13 protein-coding genes are annotated in these 15,877 nt (G+C 51.4%); 5 read left to right on the forward strand and 8 right to left on the reverse strand.

The features are described 5' to 3' along the window. Positions 1-46: 46 nt before the first annotated feature. Entirely contained in the window at positions 47-1,501 is a 1,455-nt protein-coding gene (locus FKW19_RS02380; RefSeq protein ID WP_089179531.1) for an NAD-dependent succinate-semialdehyde dehydrogenase, read from the reverse strand. Between the two features lie 200 nt (positions 1,502-1,701). Here FKW19_RS02380 and FKW19_RS02385 point away from each other — a divergent pair, with 200 nt between their 5' ends. Next, entirely contained in the window at positions 1,702-2,898 is a 1,197-nt protein-coding gene (locus tag FKW19_RS02385; protein WP_089179960.1) for an MFS transporter, read from the forward strand. A gap of 14 nt (positions 2,899-2,912) precedes the next feature. Here FKW19_RS02385 and cobU read toward each other — a convergent pair whose 3' ends face one another. After that, a complete protein-coding gene (gene cobU / locus FKW19_RS02390) occupies positions 2,913-3,467 on the reverse strand; it encodes a bifunctional adenosylcobinamide kinase/adenosylcobinamide-phosphate guanylyltransferase (protein ID WP_089179532.1) in 555 nt (184 codons plus the stop codon). Positions 3,468-3,528: 61 nt separating this feature from the next. Here cobU and cobT point away from each other — a divergent pair, with 61 nt between their 5' ends. Together cobT and cobS are read left to right on the forward strand one after the other, a co-directional pair. After that, positions 3,529-4,578, forward strand: coding sequence for a nicotinate-nucleotide--dimethylbenzimidazole phosphoribosyltransferase (gene cobT, locus FKW19_RS02395; protein ID WP_089179533.1), 1,050 nt, complete (start codon positions 3,529-3,531; stop codon positions 4,576-4,578). Then, positions 4,575-5,408, forward strand: coding sequence for an adenosylcobinamide-GDP ribazoletransferase (cobS, locus tag FKW19_RS02400; protein WP_089179534.1), 834 nt, complete (start codon positions 4,575-4,577; stop codon positions 5,406-5,408). The genes cobT and cobS overlap by 4 nt, the downstream gene beginning before the upstream one ends. Here cobS and cobD read toward each other — a convergent pair. Then, positions 5,405-6,523 carry a threonine-phosphate decarboxylase CobD gene (gene cobD / locus FKW19_RS02405; protein WP_089179535.1) on the reverse strand — a complete coding sequence of 373 codons (1,119 nt, stop codon included), beginning with the start codon at positions 6,521-6,523 and terminating at the stop codon, positions 5,405-5,407. The genes cobS and cobD overlap by 4 nt on opposite strands. On the opposite strand from cobD, the gene cbiB reads away from it, so the two are divergent. Continuing rightward, positions 6,522-7,511, forward strand: a complete 990-nt coding sequence (cbiB, locus tag FKW19_RS02410) for an adenosylcobinamide-phosphate synthase CbiB (RefSeq protein WP_089179536.1) — start codon at positions 6,522-6,524, stop codon at positions 7,509-7,511. The two genes, cobD and cbiB, sit on opposite strands and share 2 nt — an antisense overlap. Continuing rightward, positions 7,508-8,146, forward strand: coding sequence for a 5,6-dimethylbenzimidazole synthase (gene bluB / locus FKW19_RS02415; protein ID WP_063354586.1), 639 nt, complete (start codon positions 7,508-7,510; stop codon positions 8,144-8,146). The genes cbiB and bluB overlap by 4 nt, the downstream gene beginning before the upstream one ends. A gap of 15 nt (positions 8,147-8,161) precedes the next feature. Here bluB and FKW19_RS02420 read toward each other — a convergent pair whose 3' ends face one another. The 5 genes from FKW19_RS02420 to cobN all read right to left on the reverse strand — a co-directional run bounded on the left by FKW19_RS02420 (position 8,162) and on the right by cobN (position 15,867). Continuing rightward, positions 8,162-9,682: a cobyric acid synthase gene (locus FKW19_RS02420; RefSeq protein ID WP_089179961.1), complete on the reverse strand. Its 1,521-nt coding sequence runs from the start codon at positions 9,680-9,682 to the stop codon at positions 8,162-8,164. Between the two features lie 14 nt (positions 9,683-9,696). Then, on the reverse strand, positions 9,697-10,323 hold the full coding sequence (cobO, locus tag FKW19_RS02425; RefSeq protein ID WP_089179537.1) for a cob(I)yrinic acid a,c-diamide adenosyltransferase: 627 nt from the start codon (positions 10,321-10,323) through the stop codon (positions 9,697-9,699). Next, positions 10,320-10,934, reverse strand: coding sequence for a histidine phosphatase family protein (locus FKW19_RS02430; protein WP_089179538.1), 615 nt, complete (start codon positions 10,932-10,934; stop codon positions 10,320-10,322). The genes cobO and FKW19_RS02430 overlap by 4 nt, the downstream gene beginning before the upstream one ends. A 110-nt stretch (positions 10,935-11,044) precedes the next feature. Then, entirely contained in the window at positions 11,045-12,406 is a 1,362-nt protein-coding gene (locus FKW19_RS02435) for a cobyrinate a,c-diamide synthase (protein ID WP_089179539.1), read from the reverse strand. Continuing rightward, entirely contained in the window at positions 12,403-15,867 is a 3,465-nt protein-coding gene (gene cobN / locus FKW19_RS02440) for a cobaltochelatase subunit CobN (protein ID WP_089179540.1), read from the reverse strand. Before cobN ends, FKW19_RS02435 begins: the two co-directional genes overlap by 4 nt. Positions 15,868-15,877 lie beyond the last annotated feature (10 nt).

The raw sequence follows: 15,877 nt of genomic DNA on the forward strand, positions 1-15,877 counted from the left end.
ACCCCTCCGCCCTTTTTTACATGATCTTCAGAAAAAAACTGAAGCGTTAGAAAGAAGGCTTTTCATGAAGAGCGGATACCAGACGTGTAATGGTATGTGCCTTCAAAGCTTCTGGCCCACCTTCCGTGCCATAACCAGAATCTTTCATGCCACCAAACGGCACTTCTGGCACGCCAATACCATGGTGATTGACAGCAACCATCCCGGCTTCCAGCTTTTCACCCAGCAGGCGCTCCGTGCGTTCACAACGCGTGTAAACATAAGCCGCTAAGCCATATGGTAGGCGGTTGGCTTCCTTTACGGCGTCCGCCAGATCAGAATACTCATCCATAATGGCAATCGGGCCAAAGGGCTCTTCCTGCATAACCCGCATTTCCAGCGTTGGCTTCAGCACCAATGTGGGTGGGAAGAAGCACCCATCATTCGGCATGGAAATATCAGGCTGCCAAAGTTCAGCGCCTTTCTGGCGGGCATCATCCACCAGTTCGGTCAATGCTTTTACGCGGCGCTCATTCACCAATGGCCCCATGGTAACGCCTTCATCCAGACCATTGCCAATCTTAAGCGCGCTCATCTGGGCTTTGAATTTTTCAATAAAGGGCGCTGCAATTTCCTTGTGTAAAAGGAAACGTGTGGGAGCAATGCACACTTGCCCGGCATTACGGAACTTGGCGGCTGCCAAACGTTCGGCTGCGGCATCCATATCTGCATCCGGGCACACAATAACCGGGCCATGGCCACCCAGTTCCATAGTGACCGGCTTCATCTGCGCGCCAGCCAATGCGGCCAGATGCTTACCGACAGGCGTAGACCCCGTAAAGGAAATCTTGCGCACAACCGGATGCGCAATCAGATACTCAGAAATTTCCGCTGGCACACCATACACCAGAGAAACCGCACCTGCCGGAATACCGGCATCACAAAAACACCGGATCAGTTCTGCCGGAGAAGCTGGCGTATCTTCCGGAGCCTTTACAATAACCCCACACCCGGCACCCAAGGCAGCACCCAACTTGCGTGCAATCTGGTTGATGGGGAAGTTCCACGGCGTAAAGGCAGCCACAACACCTACAGGGCGGTGCATTACACGCTGTTCTACATAAGGGGCGCGCGGGGGCACCAATTCATCATTTAGGCGACGGCCTTCTTCACCAAAATATTCAATAACACCAGCCGCACCCTGAATTTCAATAATCGCTTGAGCAAGGGGCTTACCCTGCTCTTCGCTCATAATACGGCCAATCTGCTCTGCCCGTTCACGCAGCATATCTGCCGCCTTGCGCATAATCACAAAGCGATCCCACGCAGTAAGGTTACGCCATGCTTCGTAACCCGCCTGCGCACCCGCAACCACTTTTTCCAGATCAGTTTTGGAGGCATGAGCAACCTGCCCAATAATCTGGCCCGTAGCCGGATTGGTTACCGGAATGGTGCGACCATCTGCCGCATCTTGCCATTTCCCGGCCACCAACAGCTGCGTGCGTATTTCTTTTTCTGACATCTACATCTCTCAAGCAGAACGGGCAGACATCCACCATGGAGCCTTTGTCCGGATTTTTTTTGCTGACACCATTTTATGTACTGCCATGCAAGAAAAAAGAGGTCTATACACCCCAGCGCATAATGGCCTCCTACCCGGTTCAGTTCCATACCGGCAGGGCTATTATCCTTCAAACCCTCAGTTGTATCAGTAGAAAGCCCATGCTTTTCAAAACCCTGTCCGGTCAGACAATAATCGGGCTGTGCGCCTTATTTGCCGCCACTTTTACGGCCATTACCAGCGAAGTTGCCCCTGTAGGGTTGCTGATAGATATGGCGAATTCCTTTCATATTACGGAAGGTAAAGCTGGTCTGGCCGTAAGCGCATATGCGCTGGTTGTGGCACTGGCGGCGGTGCCGCTTACCATTCTTACAGCCAGAATCAACCGCAAGACACTCATGCTTTGGGCTCTGATTGGCTATATCGCCTCTAATCTGATTGCCGCTTTGGCTCCTACCTTTGCCATTTTATGCTTGGGCCGTGCCGTGGGCGGGGCTGCCCATGCGCTTATGATGTCCATTGTTTCTGCCTATGCTGCGCATCTGGTACCCCCTCGCATGACAGGACGCGCCATTTCGTTTGTGTTTGGTGGCACATCGTTGGGGTCTGTTCTGGGGGTTCCCGGCACTGCTGCTATTGGGCAATTGGCAGGCTGGCGGGTTTCCATGATGGTGGTTACGGGTTTAGCCGCCATTCTAACCGTGTGCATCGCATTTTTTCTGCCCAAGGTGAATGCTTCCTCCAGTTCCGTGCATCTCCCTTCATTTCGCACCCCCGGTGTTGCTCGGGTTTTTGCGGTGGTGATTACCGTAAATACATTGTTCTTTTTGGGGCATAACCTTCTGTACACCTATGTTGCACCTCTGCTCATGTCTCATGGGTTGCCAGAAAGCGCGCTCAGCATTGCCCTGCTGGTTACAGGTGGCGTGAGTATTCTTGGGCTATGGGCTGCCGGACAGATAGTGGATTCCAAACCGGCACTTGGGCTGCTGGTAGCTGGCCTGATTACCGCATGTGGCATGGGTGCACTCTGCGGTTCTCTCCTTAGCGGATGGAGCGCGGTTGCGGCTGTTGGCCTATGGTGTGCCGGTTATGCCGCCCTTATCCCGGTTATTATGTCTGGCGCTATCCGTAGCCGCGCCACAACGGCTGATATTGCCGGTGCGGCCGTAAACGCCAGCAGCAATGTTGGTATTTTGTTTGGTTCCGCCGCAGGCGGAATGATTCTGAACACAGCTGGACTTTCTGTTTTACCGCCCATGGCTGTTGGTATTGTTATAATGGCTACAGCATTAGGGCTATGCAGCCCCGTTGCCTTCCCCCGCGTGTTGCATGATCATTCAGAATCTGAAAGCTAACACATAGCTGACAGTTATAAATCTTTCCCTTTAAGCACCAGTGGCAGCCCGGCTGCCACAAAAACAACTTGCCCTGCCTGCGCCGCTATCCGCTGGTGCAGGCGCCCTGCCTCATCTCTAAAACGACGGGCCAAAGCGTTTTCCGGCACAATCCCCAACCCAACTTCATTGCCTACAAGAATGGTGGGGGCCAAGCGCTCCGGCAACACCTCCAGCAGATAGTGTGTTGCCTCCTCAATATTTTGGTCATCCAGCAACATATTGGTCACCCACAAGGTCAGGCAATCTACCAACACAGGCAGATGTGCATAGGTTTTTAACACCCATGCAATATCCAGCGGTTCCTCAACCGTTTGCCAACCCTGCTCTGTTCGGCTGGCCTTGTGGTGTTCAATACGCTCCTGCATTTCTGCATCAAATGCCCGACCAGTCGCCAGATAGATCCAAGGAGAAGGCAAGCCTGTCAGCATTGCTTCGGCTAAACCACTTTTTCCTGAACGTGCGCCCCCCAAAATCAGAACAGTGCCCTGCGCCCCTGTTTCTGTTGGATTGAGAGATAGGACACTCATGGTATATGCGCCTCACTATTTTTGTTTGCTTACATCCTTATAACAGCACAAAATCAACGGCATGCCATCATCTCCTTCTTTTTCTAACGCGCCACTCTGCCTTGGTTCCATGCAGGAGCTCAGAAGCCTGTGTAGCAACTTGCCGCTGACAGATAAGATGGCCCAAAACGCCATTGCCCAGCGCGAACAGCAACTTACCAAGCCAGAAGGTAGCCTCGGCCGCCTTGAAGAGCTTACAAGCTGGCTAGGGGGGTGGCAGAAACGTGCCACACCAAAGCTGGAAAATGTGCAGGTTTTGGTTTTTGCAGGAAACCACGGCGTAACGCAGCAAGGAATCTCCCTCTGGCCTTCTGATGTTACAGCTCAAATGGTCAGTAATTTCCGTAACGGAGGGGCTGCCATCAACCAGATAGCCAAAACAGTTGGCGCATCCTTACACGTTATTCCTGTGCATGATCTGCAACCTACAGCCGATTTTACGCATGAAGCGGCCATGACAGAGCAGAATTTTTTGCAAGCTGTCACACTTGGTTACAACGCCGTTTCATCTCACTGCGATCTCTTGTGCTTGGGCGAAATGGGTATTGGAAACACCACTGCCGCAGCCACTTTGGCAGCAGCCTTGTTTAAGGAAAGCGGCATCATCTGGGCCGGACGCGGCACCGGTGCGGATGATGCCGGATTGAAACGTAAAGCCGCAGTTATTAACGCAGCACTTAGCCTGCATCGGCAAGCATGTTCTGATCCATTAGAAGCTGCACGCTGTGTTGGCGGATACGAACTGGCGGCCACATTGGGCGCCACATTGGCTGCCAGGCATAAAAGCGTACCTGTTCTGTTAGATGGCTTTGTTTGCACGGCTGCGGCCGCACCTCTTGCACGCTTGCACGCTGATGGGCTGGCCCATACCTGCCTTTCACATTGCGCGACCATAACAGGACAAACACATCGCCTTGCCTCTTATGTGAATCTAGAACCTCTTTTGGGATTGGGCCTCAGGTTAGGAGAAGGTTCTGGCGCAGCGCTTGCAGTTTCTATCATACGGGCTGCGCTTGCCTGCCACACAGGTATGGCTACTTTTGCAGAAGCCGCGGTAAGCCAGAAAACATGACCTCTTCTGGCCGCCTTTCTATACCAGATACATTACGTTTACATCTGGCCTGTGGTGTTGGGCTTCTTACGCGCATACCTGTTGGCTGGCTGTTGCCATCTGCTTACAAAAACAGTTCCGCTTCTTGGCCCTTGGCACAATCCATCTGGTGCTGGCCTCTTATTGGTGCAAGCATTGGAATATGTGCCGGTGGCCTGTCCACAGTATTACAATGTAGCCATATTCCGCCTCTGGCAGCCGCAGGCATAGCTTTAGGGATGCAAATTCTTGTAACAGGCGGTCTTCATGAAGATGGCTTGGCCGATACCACGGATAGTTCTGGCGGCATGACACCTGAACGCAAGCTGGAAATTATGCGTGACAGCCGTATTGGAAGTTACGGTGTTCTGGCTTTATGTTTGGCAATCTTAATACGCGCGGGCGTGCTTTCATCTATACATTCCATCGCACTGGCTTGCCTGATATGTGGCATTGCTGGCTGTCTGGCACGTGGCGCATTTTTGGTTGTTACAAAAACAATTCCACCGGCCCGGCCTGATGGTCTGGCACGATCACTTTACCCTTTGGCACAGCGCAATCTCACAATTGCTTTGGCTGGAATAATCTGTCTTTGCATTTTACTGACAGTATTTTTAATGCCAGCACCGCTTACGGTAGCATGTTTGCTAACATTTATAGTTTTTCCTATTCTACTGGCTTTGGCGGTAGCTTTGTTGATAGCCCGATATGCACAACGCAAACTTGGTGGCTACACAGGTGATATTCTGGGTGCCTGCGCCATTATAACCGAATGCACGATCATGACGGCATTATCTGCGCTTTTTTATTAAAGCGTATGCCAAGCCTGCAAAGCTGCTTCTAACCTGCGCCATTGCACCTCGGAAGCTGGTAACCCCATACGCAGCCAGTGCGCATTATAAGGAAAAATCCGGGTTACGATGCCTTGCTGACAAAGATGCTGCCATAACTCTGCTACACGTTCACATTCTACCAACTCAAACAAAACAGCTTGGCCTTTATGGCTTAAGCCCGCTTTAGTCAGCAATTTTTTTAGGCGTAAACTGGCAGCATACAGTTTGGTTGATGTCTGTTTTAACCATTCCTTATCCTGCAAGGCTTGGCACCCAACTGCCAGCGCAATGGTGCTAACGGGCCATGACCCTAATAAATCTCGCGCATATGCAGCCACACTGGGTTGAGCCAACAAAAACCCAAGCCTTACCCCGGGCAATCCATAAGTTTTTCCAAAAGAGCGTAAAACCAGTAAAGCTGGATGCGGCAGGGCAGATGCAACGCTCTGGCCAGTAATATCTGCAAAAGCCTCGTCCACCACCAACCAGCTTCCCGCTGCCTGACAGATATTGGCCAGATCCAGCAAGTGCAAGGCCCCTATCAAACGCCCATCAGGATTATTGGGATTACAGATAATACATACCGTATTTTTTTGCTGTGCCGCCAACTGTAGCTGAGCGAAATCAGGCACCTCGGATACCGGAATACCGTTCTTTTTCCATGCTTGCATATGTCCAGAATAAGTGGAGCCTAATATGCACGCGCGTTCTGCCTTCAGCACCCGTGGCAACAAAGCAATCAAGCTCTGGCTTCCTCCACCTGCAACCACCATGCTGGGGTCAGAAACACCATATGCTGTCGCAGCCGCCATCTGTAGCGCAGCTTCTTCTGCCTCCTCCGGTAATGTATGCAAAGCAGATAGATCAGGCAGTTTGGCCGGATAAGCAAAAGGGCTGATGCCTGTAGAAAGGTCTACAAATGGTTGCGGTGCGTTTGCAAACATCTGCATAACTTTTTGCACCTGCCCACCATGTGCAGGAATATGGCTTGATGCTGATGAAGATTTTGAAGGCATCACAGAAACCGCAGGTGCCTGTTGCGGCGGATACCCCTTGCCTTCTTGCCGCTTTTCCCGCACGCCTGCATCTGCCATGCTGCTTTATCCTTTTTCTATAACCCTGCCCGTTGCCGCCATGGCTGCGGGGCTGGAAGCCTTGTGCGGATATCCTGCACCGCTGTTTGCTGCAATAAGCCACCCCGTTGTGTGGATTGGCTTCTTGATAAACAGGCTGGAGCGGACGTTCAACAGGCCAGAGTGGTCAGATACAGCACGCCGGATATCCGGTTTTTTCGCGCTGTTGCTGCTTGTCGGTATTCCCGTCGGGCTTACGATATTTATACTCCATATCGGTTATATGTTTTTGCCGCCGCTTTTCATGCTTGGTGTACAGGCTGTTACGGCCTGTACACTGGTAGCTCAGAAATCTTTGTGGGTGCATGTCAAAGCAGTTGCCTCAGCGCTTCAACAGGCCGGATTAGAAGGTGGCCGCACAGCTGTAAGCCAAATTGTGGGGCGAGATACATCCGTACTGGATGAAACTGGCGTTGTGCGTGCCGCGCTTGAAAGTCTGGCAGAAAACTTCTCCGACGGCATTGTTGCGCCCTTATTTTGGACTGCACTACTCGGCTTACCCGGAACTGTATTTTACAAAGCCATCAACACGGCAGACAGCATGATCGGCCATCTTAACCCACGTTATGCTGCATTTGGCATGGCTGCTGCCAAAATGGATGATCTCATTAACCTGCCAGCTTCCCGCTTGGCCGCTTTGTGTATCCTGCTATCCACACGCCCCACACAGTGGCGCACGATTTGGTCCACCGCGTGGCGAGATGCCAGCCGCCATCGCTCCCCTAATGCTGGATGGCCTGAAACAGCTCTGGCCACTGCCCTTGGCGTAAAGTTTGGGGGGCCCCGCAATTATGCAGGAACTGTGGTTGATGATGGATGGATTGGAGAAGGCACCACAACGGCCACCCTACATGATCTGGAACGCGGCCTTATCCTTTACCGCAGGGCTTGTGGTATTCTGATAGGTGGGTTGCTGCTGGCCGCTATTGGCTGCATGATAAAGGCATGACAGCACCTTTTTTCTCACCTTCTTTTCAGAACCAATTAGAGCAACTGCTTATATGGCGGCGGGATGTGCGGCATTTTCGTACAGCACCTGTGCCAACACCTGTATTGGATGAATTACTGGAAACAGCCTGCTTGGCACCCTCAGTCGGGCTAAGCGAGCCATGGCGCTTTGTGCTGGTAAATGATTCCAACCGCCGCGATGCCATCCGCAAGAACTTTATGCGCAGCAATACGCAAGAACTGGAAGGGCGAGAAGGAAAAGACGCCCAGCGTTATGCGCGGCTAAAACTTGCCGGGCTGGATGATGCCCCTCACCATATAGCCGTATTTTGTGAGACCAATCCTCAACAAGGACGTGGGCTTGGACGGGCTACTATGCCACAAACCACCACATGGTCTGCCGTTATGGCCATTCACACTTTTTGGTTGGCTGCTACGGCCCACGGCGTTGGGGTAGGATGGGTTTCCATCCTTAATCCACAGGAAGCACATGCAGCTTTAAGCGTAGAGCCCAACTGGCAGTTTCTGGCTTACCTATGTGTTGGCTTTCCGGAACAACATGCCAACACACCAGAGCTTGAACGCCGAGGGTGGGAAAAACGTAACCCTGCAAGAAGACAGTGGATTCAGCGTTAAAGTAGTTGTCGTTTTTTAAATACCAGCCGGTACAGTAGCCAACTGCAACAAGACATCTAGATCAATGTGCTGTTCCAGATGGTTTGCCAACGCATCCAGCGCTTGTTCTACACTTTGATCATGCTGCGCTGGTAAATCTGCCCCGGCAGCATACCATATGCCATCTGGTTGAAATGCAGCCCCACCTACACGCGCAAGCAAAGCCATACGCGCAGCCCGGTGGTTAAAAATGCCATGCAGATAAGTGCCCCATACACGCCCATTTGCAGAAACAGCACCTTCTGGATGGTTATCCATGTATATCAAGGGGCTTTGGCAATCAGCCCCTGTTGTTTGGCCCACATGCATTTCGTATCCAGCAACTTTACTGCCTTCTGCCGCCAGTTTTCCTTCCTTGTGTTCTAGACTTTTATCTCGGCTTAAAACTGTATCAATTTTTAACAGCCCCAACCCTGCCGTCTGTCCTATAGCGCCTTCTGTTCCATAAGGATCAGCCACCGTAGCACCCAACATCTGATAGCCACCACAAATACCCATCACATAACCACCATTGGCAGCATGTTCTGCAATCTGCTTGTCCCATTTCTGTTCTTTCAAACAAGCAAGGTCAGATAATGTCGCTTTCGATCCGGGCAATATAATCAGATCGCATTCTGGCAAAGGCTCGCCACGTTTAACCAAGATAAGGTGCACACCGGGTTCTGCATACAGTGGATCCAGATCATCAAAATTGGCAATCATCGGCAAATGAGGCACAACAACACGTAGCGGCGCATTCTGATCTAAGTTTGCTTTTGAGTGCCTTACTGCATGCGCAAGTTTTTCATCCAGATCTGCGGCATCTTCTGCTGGCAGGGTTCTCACCTCTGGCAAATCCGGCACAAGCCCTAACGGCTGCCACCCTGTACGTTCGGCAATAAACTGCATGCCATCAGCAAACAGTGTTGGATCACCCCGCATACGGTTTACAATAAACCCTTTGATCCGTTGGGCATCTTTCTGACTTATAACAACTTGTGTACCCACAAGGCTGGCAATCACTCCGCCTCTATCTATATCTCCCACAAGCACAACCGGAGCATTTACAGCTTCTGCAAACCCCATATTGGCAATATCATGCGCTCGTAAATTTACTTCAGAAGCAGACCCAGCACCTTCTACCAAAACCAAGTCTGCCTTTGCGGCAAGTTTTACAAAGCTTTGCAAAACGGCTGGCATCAGAAGTGCTTTTCGGCTCTGATAATCCCGCGCTTTCACTGTTTCCTCAATCTGCCCCCGCACAACAAGCTGTGCGCCTGTCTCACCCTGTGGTTTGAGCAAAACTGGGTTCATATCAACGCTTGCAGGTACCCCACAGGCACGCGCCTGCAAAGCTTGAGCACGCCCAATTTCACCACCATCCCATGTTACAGCGGCATTATTGGACATATTCTGCGGTTTAAACGGCAAAACCCGCAGCCCTCGCCGGGTAAAGGCACGCGCAAGGCCTGCAACGAGTGTTGATTTTCCGACACTAGACCCTGTGCCCTGCACCATCAGAACACGGGTGCTCAAAACTCTATGCCTTCCTGCGCTTTTACACCCGCTTTGAAATGATGTTTCACCACTGTCATTTCAGTTACCAAATCAGCCGCTTCCAGCATGGCTTCCTTGGCATTGCGGCCTGTTACGGCAACGTGCAAGCTTGCCGGGCGTGCTGCAATATCTGCAAGAACTTGCTCCATAGGTAGGTAATCATACCTTAATGCAATGTTCAGTTCATCCAAGATCACCAACCCAACATCTGGGTTTGCCAACGCTTGTTGAGCAACATGCCATGCACGTTGGCATGCAGCAATATCCCGCGCCTTATCCTGCGTTTCCCACGTAAAACCTTCACCCAACGCGTGCCATTCTACCAAATCCTCAAAGCGTTCTAGCGCCTTGCGTTCTCCCGTATGCCATGCCCCTTTGATAAACTGCACCACAACAATACGCCGGCCATACCCCAACATCCGCAAAGCCAGACCAAACGCCGCAGTAGATTTTCCTTTTCCGGAACCTGTATTTACAATCAACAGGCCTTTTTCCACTGTTTTGCTGGCAACTTCTTTATCCTGCACAGCTTTGCGTTTTTGCATTTTAGTACGATGATGCTCTGCATCCTGTAATAATGCTGGCTTTTGCGGATCTATCATACCTGGCACGGCTCTTCCTTTTTATGATGTGTCAAAAAATCTCTTTGATTTGAAGCAAGTTCGTTCTTTTCTCCCACCATAAACAGGCGCGCAAAGCCTTGCGGCATGGATGGTGCGAGAAGGTGCGGTTTATACCCACCGGCAAAAGCGCTCAAAAGCCGCAATGGCCCTCCATGCGATAATACACACACATTTTCTTCACGTTGGCGCACTTCACGCCAGAAACTCTGAATCCTCTGGTACAGGTCTTGCCCGCTTTCACCTTCTGGCGGTGCAAAACCTTCTGGATTTTGGGCCCATTCATCCAGCAATGTGCGATCTATGTCCTGCCAACGCACACCTTCCCACCGGCCAAAATTCAATTCCGCCAATCGGTGATCCACGCGTAGTTCCATGCCTGCACTTTGCGCCAAACGCTGCGCCATCTGCCAGCACCTTTGCGCAGGAGAGCTATATAACACCTGGCAAACAGCACCCTTAGCCAGAACAGAAAGCCCAGAAACAATACTCTCCCACCCTGGGCTAAGGGCAACATCCTGCCTGCCGTAACAAATGCCCTGCGCAACCTGAACAGGAGCATGCCTTACCAGCAACACGGGAAAAGATCGCATTTCAATATCTCCTTCTCACCGCCTGCCCCGGCTTTATCAGGACGGCAGAACACTTTGTGCATACCTTGTTATCACACAACTTTCCGCGTTCGTTTTTGCATATGCTCTTTTCATAAAGAGGAAGAGTTCAAAATATTCTGATTGGAACACCGTGCCAGAACATGAAAGAATGACCCAGAAACTAAGCCACGCTGGCCACCACATGCACCAAGGGGCGTACCATCCCCTGCTGCCAGATCTGCCAATGGCGCGTCCTCACCTTTATCCATAACCGTTGCATAATGGAATTCGTGCCCGCGTAAACGTGTGCCTGTGTGGCCCAAAACATTATCTGTCAGCAACGTGGCCTCACGATAGCCTAAATGCAATTTTCGACGCGCGAAGGACGTTACATGTCCTAGCAAACCTGCCATAGCATGTGTCTGCCCCTGCGCATCTTCCAATGCACGACCCAAAACCATGTAGCCTCCGCACTCCCCATGTACAGGGTTCTTAAGCGCAAAATCCTGCAAGCCTTTTTTAAAATGCTCTGCTTGCGCAATCTGGCCTGCATAAAGTTCTGGATACCCCCCAGGTAACCAACAGGCATCGCAAGAGGTATCTGGCGCCTGATCGGCCAGTGGAGAAAACGGAACCAACTCCGCACCCACTTTTCTCCAAAACAAAGAAAGATGCCCATATAAAAACGAAAAAGCAGCATCATCCGCCACGGCAATACGTTGGCCCGGAGGCGGAATACATGCTTCTGCCAGAGATACTGGATCAGCCTTCTGTTCCACCAGAGGCGCTGCTGCTTCCAGAATAGCATCCAGATCCAGTTCACGTTCTGCCTTATCTGCAAGGTCTGATAACCACCCTGCCAGATTGCCATGCTCACGCGCTTGCACTAATCCTAAATGCCGCTCTGGCAGTACCTCACCCTTTTGGCGCATAAGCGCCCCACAAACAGGCAGGTCTGCCATGGCCACGGCAGAGCGCGCCAAACGCTCATGCCGTTCGGATGCAACACGGTTGATGACAACACCACGCACCTGCACAGTATCAGACCATCTCGCAAAGCCCTGTGCAATCGGCCCAACAGATTGCCCTTGCCCAGAAACATCCAGCACCAGCAAAACAGGAATCCCAAATAGAGCTGCAATATCAGAAGGCGCACCGCGTGCATTTTTTGGGGCCATTAATCCATCAAACAACCCCATTGCAGATTCCACCACAACCACGTCAACATCTTTGGCAGCGGCATTCATGATACCAGCCAGCAAATTTACAGGCATGCACCAGCTATCCAAATTAAGAGGTGACCGATGTGTGATAGCTGCATGAAAAGCGGGATCTATATAATCTGGGCCAGTTTTAACAGCCCCTACCCGTAATCCTCGGCGTTGAAAAGCCGCCAGCAATGCGAGTGTAACCGTTGTTTTGCCACCGCCAGAACGAGGAGCGGCAACCATAATAATACGAGGAGCTGTCATGCCTCATTTTCCTCATCCAGAACACAGGCCACACTATTCCCCTGTGGGTGCCACAAACCTCGCCGCCATACATCGGCAAACCGTGCACGCATAGCTTCCCGCGCTGCTGGGTTTTCCTGTTTTAAAAATGCATCACACGCGGCATTTCCCAATGTTTGAGCAAAAACCAGATCGAATTGCCTATCAAACCGTTGGGGCAATGTGGCTGCAAATCCGTGTAATGCATCTAATCCGCGCGCCATTTCTGCCGCACCCGCGTATCCGTGCTGCTGCATACCTTCAATCCATTGCGGGTTAGCCAACCGTCCGCGCACAATACGCGCCACTTCCTGCGCTGCTGTTCGCAACCGTGGCATATCTGGCCGAGATGTATCACCATGTAATACGGTCGGTGTTGCGCCCAATGTAGCGGCCGCAGCAGAAAGGCCACCTTCATGCGCAGCTATATCCGGGCTTTCTAAAATATCGGTTTCAGCATTGTCTTGCACATGCAGCACAGCTTCTGCTTGCCCCACCAAATTGGAAAGAGCCTGCATATCCTGCTGTCCATCTCGCCCACCACCATATGTCCATGATGAACCTTCCAGCCAAGCTGTTCCAAGTTCCTGCGTATGAGCCCAAGATCCCGCATTCAGGTGTTCCTCAACGCCTGTGCCGTAATTACCAACCGCAGCACCAAAAATACGAGCCGTAGCCCGCTTTCGGGCCTCTCCTTTCAGCCCTTTGGCAGATGCCGCCAAAGGATTCCATTCGGCAGGTTCATTCCGTTCCGCAACAGCCGCTACAGCCTGATCAAACAGGGCAATCTGATCTGCAAAAGCATCACGAAATAGGCCAGAAACACGCAACGTTACATCCACTCTTGGCCGGTCCAGCACTGGCAAAGGAATAATTTCAAACCCACAAACATGCCCTGTGCCAGCGGTGCGCTGTACCTCTACTCCCATAAGACGCAAGGCAAGGGCCATATCCTCTCCGCCGGTGCGCAAACTGGCAGAACCCCACATATCCATAATCATATGTGTTAGATGTTCACCCTGTTCCTGCAAATGCCTTGTCAGCAAAAGCTTTTCCATTTTCTCGGCCAACACCATGGCAGAAGGTGTGGGCAATGCGCGAGGATCCACGGTAAACAGATTGCGCCCTGTAGGCAGCACATCCACCCGCCCACGGGTTGGCGCACCGGCTGGGCCGGGTACTACAAAACGTCCATCTAATGCAGCAAGCAGGGCGTGTGCCTCTGCTTGCCCGCTTTGCATGATTTTATGCGCCACTTCAGACGTAAAAGCTGTATCCGCTTGCCGCCCACATGCCTGTGCAATAATTTGCACCAGTTTTTTGGATTGTACGGCTGGTTTGCCAAAAACATGCAAACCATCACGAATTTGCAGATCTTTTACATCGCACAAATAGGCATCAAGCCGCGCAAGCGCTTCTGCCTCATCCATTTCTCCGGGGCGCACGCCGCTTTCAGCCAACACACCCGTACGCACAGCTTTTTCTAAAATATCAGCACGTAGCAAAGCGCCTCGGCGGGGGTCTAGACCGTCTGCTTCAGCGTATTCATCAATCAGCCGTTCGAGTTCCTGCGCATCTACTGAAAGTTCCGCCTGCATGACAGGAGGCGTCATATGGCCGATAATAACAGCACCCAAACGCCGACGCGCAGCTGCGGCCTCACCCGGATTATTGACAATAAACGGATAAATAACCGGGACATCACCCGTCAGCACAACTGGCCCACAGGATGGAGACAACGCCACAGCCTTACCGGGCAACCATTCCAGCGTGCCGTGCGTGCCCAAATGCACCATGGCATCCAGCTTTTTTACATGTTGCAACCACAAGTAAAATGCAACGTATGCATGGCATGGAGGTGTGTCTGGATCATGATACAGCGCTTTACGGTCCGCTACTGCCCCTCTATCTGGCTGCACTGCCAGAGAAATATTGCCCAACTGGATGTAACGCTGACAAAACACGCCATCTTTTACATTAGCATCGTGTTCGGGATCACCCCATGCTGCAAAAACAGATTTTACAAAATCCGGATCTAAATATGCCAAAAACTGACGATACAGCTTTGTATCAAGAACAGGCTTTAAACTGCCACCAACAAGTGCTGCGGCAAGGGCTTTTGCATCAGGAACATTTTCTGCTCCTGTATGATAACCTGCCTTATACAAGAGCGTGAGAATGGAAGATGTAGATGCAAAACCATCTAACCCCACAGCATGCGCTATATGGGCCCCAGATTTTTCGAGCCCTGCACCTGGGTAGTCAGATAGAATAATAGATATTTTTTTGTCTGATTGCGCAATTTTCCGCAATTTAGCCCATGCAATTGCACGGCCTGCCACCAACTTTATACCCGGTTTATAAGGTTCTCTAAATGCAGGCTGTCCGGGCTGTGCATCTTTTCTGAAAGAAATTGGAAATGTTGCAATTGTGCCGTCCAGTTCTGGCAATACCACTTGCATGGCCATATCCGCCCGCGCCAGACCTCGTGGACTTTCTTGCCACAAATCCTGTGTGCACCCCGGCTGCAGAAGCTGCAAAATAGGCGCATCGGCCACATCCAATGGTGAAAAACCATTCTGGCTTCGTGCAGAAAAACACGTTGCATCCAGAACAACATCAGGTTTTACACGTTGTAGATAATAGCTTACATCATCAGAAACGTTAGGATCTTTCAAAGATGTAACATATACAATATCTACAGCACAGCCACGTTGCGCCAGTTCTTCTGCCAAACATTCCGGCCCTGCCACGTCTCCTACCAGCAAATGCGCGCGATAAAGAAGTATCACTGCTTTTATCTGCACCTGAACTGGCATGACGGTAGTAGGATAAGAACGATATACGCCCCATGCAGGCAATGCTTTAGGATGTGTCCCTTTATCTTCCTGCATCCCTGCCAGTGCAGACATAACTTCCAATGCTGCGCAGATGTTATCCGGCCCTCCTTGTTGGAAAAAACCGTTTAACCGCGCGTAATGTTCTGCGGAAATAGTGGAAAGTTCCGCCAGCCGTCCATCATCTCCGGTATGTACTGCCTGTTCCAGCACATCAGAAACAGAACTTTGTGACGTATCACCGGGTAACAAAGCCAGCGGCACGCCTGTTTCACGGCTCCATGCCGCCAGTTCTTCTGCCCCATAACGCCAGTAATCCAAACCACCCAACAGCCGCACCACAACACAGCGCGCTTTTTGCAATGTGGTTTCAATGTACAAATCGATCGACATAGGATGGCGTAATCTTGCCAGGCTTGTGACCTGCAAGGTGGGAAGCACTATGCCTTCTTCAGTTTGAGCACGTAGCAAGGCTTCTGCATGGCGCAGGGCCAGAAGATCACTTTCTGTAAAAGAAAGTACAACAAGATCAGCAGAGGGAAGATTAAGATCCTCTGCCATTTCCTGTTCATCGAGCGTCCGGTTGTCCCGCACCAAAAGATGCATAAGCCTACTC

It is taken from the genome of Acetobacter sp. DmW_125128 (genome assembly GCF_008704325.1).
In the GTDB taxonomy this organism is placed as follows: domain Bacteria; phylum Pseudomonadota; class Alphaproteobacteria; order Acetobacterales; family Acetobacteraceae; genus Acetobacter; species Acetobacter oryzifermentans.

Excerpts from the sequence above, each read along its gene's own strand:
- FKW19_RS02380 (WP_089179531.1), bottom strand. The coding sequence starts at position 1,501 with ATGTCAGAAAAAGAAATACGCACGCAGCTGTTGGTGGCCGGGAAATGG.
- FKW19_RS02385 (WP_089179960.1), top strand. The coding sequence starts at position 1,702 with ATGCTTTTCAAAACCCTGTCCGGTCAGACAATAATCGGGCTGTGCGCC.
- cobU (WP_089179532.1), bottom strand. The coding sequence starts at position 3,467 with ATGAGTGTCCTATCTCTCAATCCAACAGAAACAGGGGCGCAGGGCACT.
- cobT (WP_089179533.1), top strand. The coding sequence starts at position 3,529 with ATGCCATCATCTCCTTCTTTTTCTAACGCGCCACTCTGCCTTGGTTCC.
- cobS (WP_089179534.1), top strand. The coding sequence starts at position 4,575 with ATGACCTCTTCTGGCCGCCTTTCTATACCAGATACATTACGTTTACAT.
- cbiB (WP_089179536.1), top strand. The coding sequence starts at position 6,522 with ATGCTGCTTTATCCTTTTTCTATAACCCTGCCCGTTGCCGCCATGGCT.
- cobD (WP_089179535.1), bottom strand. The coding sequence starts at position 6,523 with ATGGCAGATGCAGGCGTGCGGGAAAAGCGGCAAGAAGGCAAGGGGTAT.
- bluB (WP_063354586.1), top strand. The coding sequence starts at position 7,508 with ATGACAGCACCTTTTTTCTCACCTTCTTTTCAGAACCAATTAGAGCAA.
- FKW19_RS02420 (WP_089179961.1), bottom strand. The coding sequence starts at position 9,682 with ATGGTGCAGGGCACAGGGTCTAGTGTCGGAAAATCAACACTCGTTGCA.
- cobO (WP_089179537.1), bottom strand. The coding sequence starts at position 10,323 with ATGATAGATCCGCAAAAGCCAGCATTATTACAGGATGCAGAGCATCAT.
- FKW19_RS02430 (WP_089179538.1), bottom strand. The coding sequence starts at position 10,934 with ATGCGATCTTTTCCCGTGTTGCTGGTAAGGCATGCTCCTGTTCAGGTT.
- FKW19_RS02435 (WP_089179539.1), bottom strand. The coding sequence starts at position 12,406 with ATGACAGCTCCTCGTATTATTATGGTTGCCGCTCCTCGTTCTGGCGGT.
- cobN (WP_089179540.1), bottom strand. The coding sequence starts at position 15,867 with ATGCATCTTTTGGTGCGGGACAACCGGACGCTCGATGAACAGGAAATG.